This window comes from Streptomyces sp. NPDC048255 (genome assembly GCF_040652415.1).
GTDB lineage: Bacteria > Actinomycetota > Actinomycetes > Streptomycetales > Streptomycetaceae > Streptomyces.
This window is the reverse complement of sequence record NZ_JBEZMA010000130.1, coordinates 1-2,859: the sequence shown is the minus strand read 5'-3', so window position 1 is coordinate 2,859 and position 2,859 is coordinate 1. Positions and strand designations below refer to the sequence as shown.

Below are 2,859 nucleotides of genomic sequence, written 5' to 3'. Positions count from 1 at the left end.
TGACGATCAGCGAACACGCTGGCGGTGTCGGCAAGGTCACGCTCGCGTATCCGTCGATGCAACAGACGCGGGTGACGCTGCCTTCTGGCGCAGTCAGGAACTACAGCTATGACGCGGCCGAATTCAAGCGACTGCTGGGATCGACCACGACCGGCGATGCCTCGACGGTTTCGCAGACGCTTTCGAGAGGCTACGAGAGTCGCTGGCGTGTGGCTTTCGATTCGGCGACAGGCGGCTCGCGGACGAACTATAGCTATACCGGACAGTATCTGACGGCACGAACCGAAGGCCTGACCACGGCCGGTGCAACCACCGCCTTGACTCGAACCATCCAGACCGACTGGAACACCGCATACAACGAGCCCAGCGAGCGGCGCACGCTCAACAACGCCGGCGTCGTGGTCCAGAAGAACAAGTGGAGTTACAACGGGCGCGGCCAACCTACGGTCGCCACGGCCGTCGATCCGGCAAACAACGAAGAGCGGGTCACGACCACAACCTACTGCGAGCAGACGGATGTGGATGCGGGCTTGTGTCCCATCGTCGGTCAAGTGATCGCGGTGGACGGCCCGCGCAGCGATGTGACCGATGTGACCCGTTTCAGCTACTACCAGGCCGATGCCGCGGGCTGCACCGCGACGCCAGCGAATTGCGGTTATCGCAAGGGCGACCTGTGGAAGATCACGGATGCCCTGGGCCGCTCGACCGAAATGCTGCGCTACGACTCCGCAGGCCGCCTGCTGTCGAGCAAGGACATCAACGGCGTCGTCTCCGACAACGAGTTCTCCACCCGCGGCTGGCTGCTCGCTACCAAGGTCCGCGGCGCCGACAACAACAGCGAAACCGACGACCGTATTTCCCGCTTCGACTACTGGCCGACCGGCCAGCTCAAGAAGTCGACTTTGCCCGACGGCGCCTCGCTGACCTTCACCTACGACGCGGCCCAGCGCTTGACCGACGTCACCGACAACGACGGCAACACCATCCACTACACCCTGGATAACGAGGGCAACCGGACCAAGGAAGACACCAAGACCTCCACCGGCACGCTCAAGCGCACCCTGTCGCGGGTCTACAACACGCTGGGGCAGTTGCAGGCGAACAAAGACGCGTCGCAGAACGCGACCGTCTACCGCTACGACGGCCGCGGCAACCAAGACCGCACCACCGACGCGCTCGGCCGGATTACCGACCAGACCTACGACCCGCTCAACCGGTTGGTGCGGACGCTGCAGGATGTCGGTGGACTTAATGTCGAGACGAAGTTCGAGTACGACCCGCTGGATCGGGTGGCTAAGGTTACCGATCCGAAGGGGTTGGATACCGTTTATAGCTACAACGGTTTTGGCGATCAGGTCCGCTTGAGCAGTCCAGATACCGGCGTAGCCACTTACACCTACAACGCGGCAGGTGGTGTTGCGACTAAACAGGACGCCAACGATGCGGTGCCGCATCGCTATGTCTACGACGCCTTGAATCGCACCAAGGCCATCTACTACTCGGCCAGCGGGGGGGCGGATGTGGAATTCGACTACGACACGGTCAATAGCGCCTGTGCAGTGGGCGAAACCTTTGCCGCTGGGCGAGTAAGTGCGATGCGTAAGGACGGAACGGAACTGAAATATTGCTATGACAGGTTCGGGCAGGTCGTGCGCAAAGTGCAGGCGATCGATGCGGGCGTCCTGACGATGCGTTACGCCTATACCCTGGGCGGCGAGTTGAAGAGCGTGACTTATCCCGATGGATCAATTGCGGACTACACGCGCGATGGCAGAGGGCGGGTGACGGAGATTGGAGTTACCCCCAGTGCTGGCGTTCGTTCGGTCGTGCTGACTGGGGTGGCTTACGAGCCGAACGGGCCGGCCAGAAGCTGGACTTATGGCAATGGAACGGTCCAGTCCCGCGTTCATGATCAGGACTATCGGGTCGCGACGGTTTCCGGCTCGGGAAATGCCGCGCTTTCCCTGCACTACGATTACAACGAAATTGGAGAGGTCGCGGCGTTGAAAGATGGGCTGCAAAGTGCGGTCCTGGCCAAGTACGACTACGACAGCTTGAGTCGGCTGACCGTGACGCGCGATGGGGCATCGGGAGTGCCTTTGGACTCTTATGGCTATGACGCGGCGGGCAACCGTACAAGCTTCAAGCACGGCGGGGTCAATGAGCTGTACGGCTATGCCTCAACGAGCCATCGTCTCGCAAGCGTTGGCGGGATTGCGAGGGATTACGATGCCGCAGGCAACGTGACGAGTATCGGTGCGGATAAGCAATTCGAGTATGGCGCCGACGACCGTTTGAAGACCGTCAAATGGAATGGCCTCGACAAGGCTGGCTATCGGTACAACGCGCTTGGGGAGCAAGTGCGGGCTGCCGATGTGGGAGTTGCAAGCTCTAGGTTGTTGTACAACGAACGAGGCGGTTGGATCGGAAGTTACAGCGATACGGGTCTGCCGATGCAGCAGATCGTTTGGTGGGATGGCGTGCCGGTGGCAGTTCTGGCGAACTCGCCACAGGGACAGAAGCTCTACTACATCTACACCGATCGTCTGGCCACGCCCCGAGCGGTCGCCGATCCGCAGCGCGATGTCGCGGTGTGGTCGTGGGATGCGAAGGGCGAGGCGTTCGGCGCCACCGCGCCGAATCAAGATCCGGACTTGGACGGGACCGCATTCGTCTTCGACATGCGTTTTCCAGGGCAGCGGTTCGATCCCTGGACTGGATCTAACTACAACTATTTCCGCGACTACGACGCTTCGGTTGGCCGTTACTTGCAGAGCGATCCGATCGGGATGTCGGGCGGGATCAATACCTTCGCCTACGTAAGCTCGAATCCGGTGTCGGGCGTCGATCCGTTCGGGC

Annotated in this window: 1 protein-coding gene; it reads left to right on the top strand. The window is 61.1% G+C overall.

Annotation, left to right across the window (positions count from 1 at the left end; translation table 11 throughout):
• A partial coding sequence (locus tag AB0D94_RS37695; protein WP_362062472.1) for an RHS repeat-associated core domain-containing protein occupies positions 1-2,859 on the top strand: 2,859 nt, incomplete at both ends.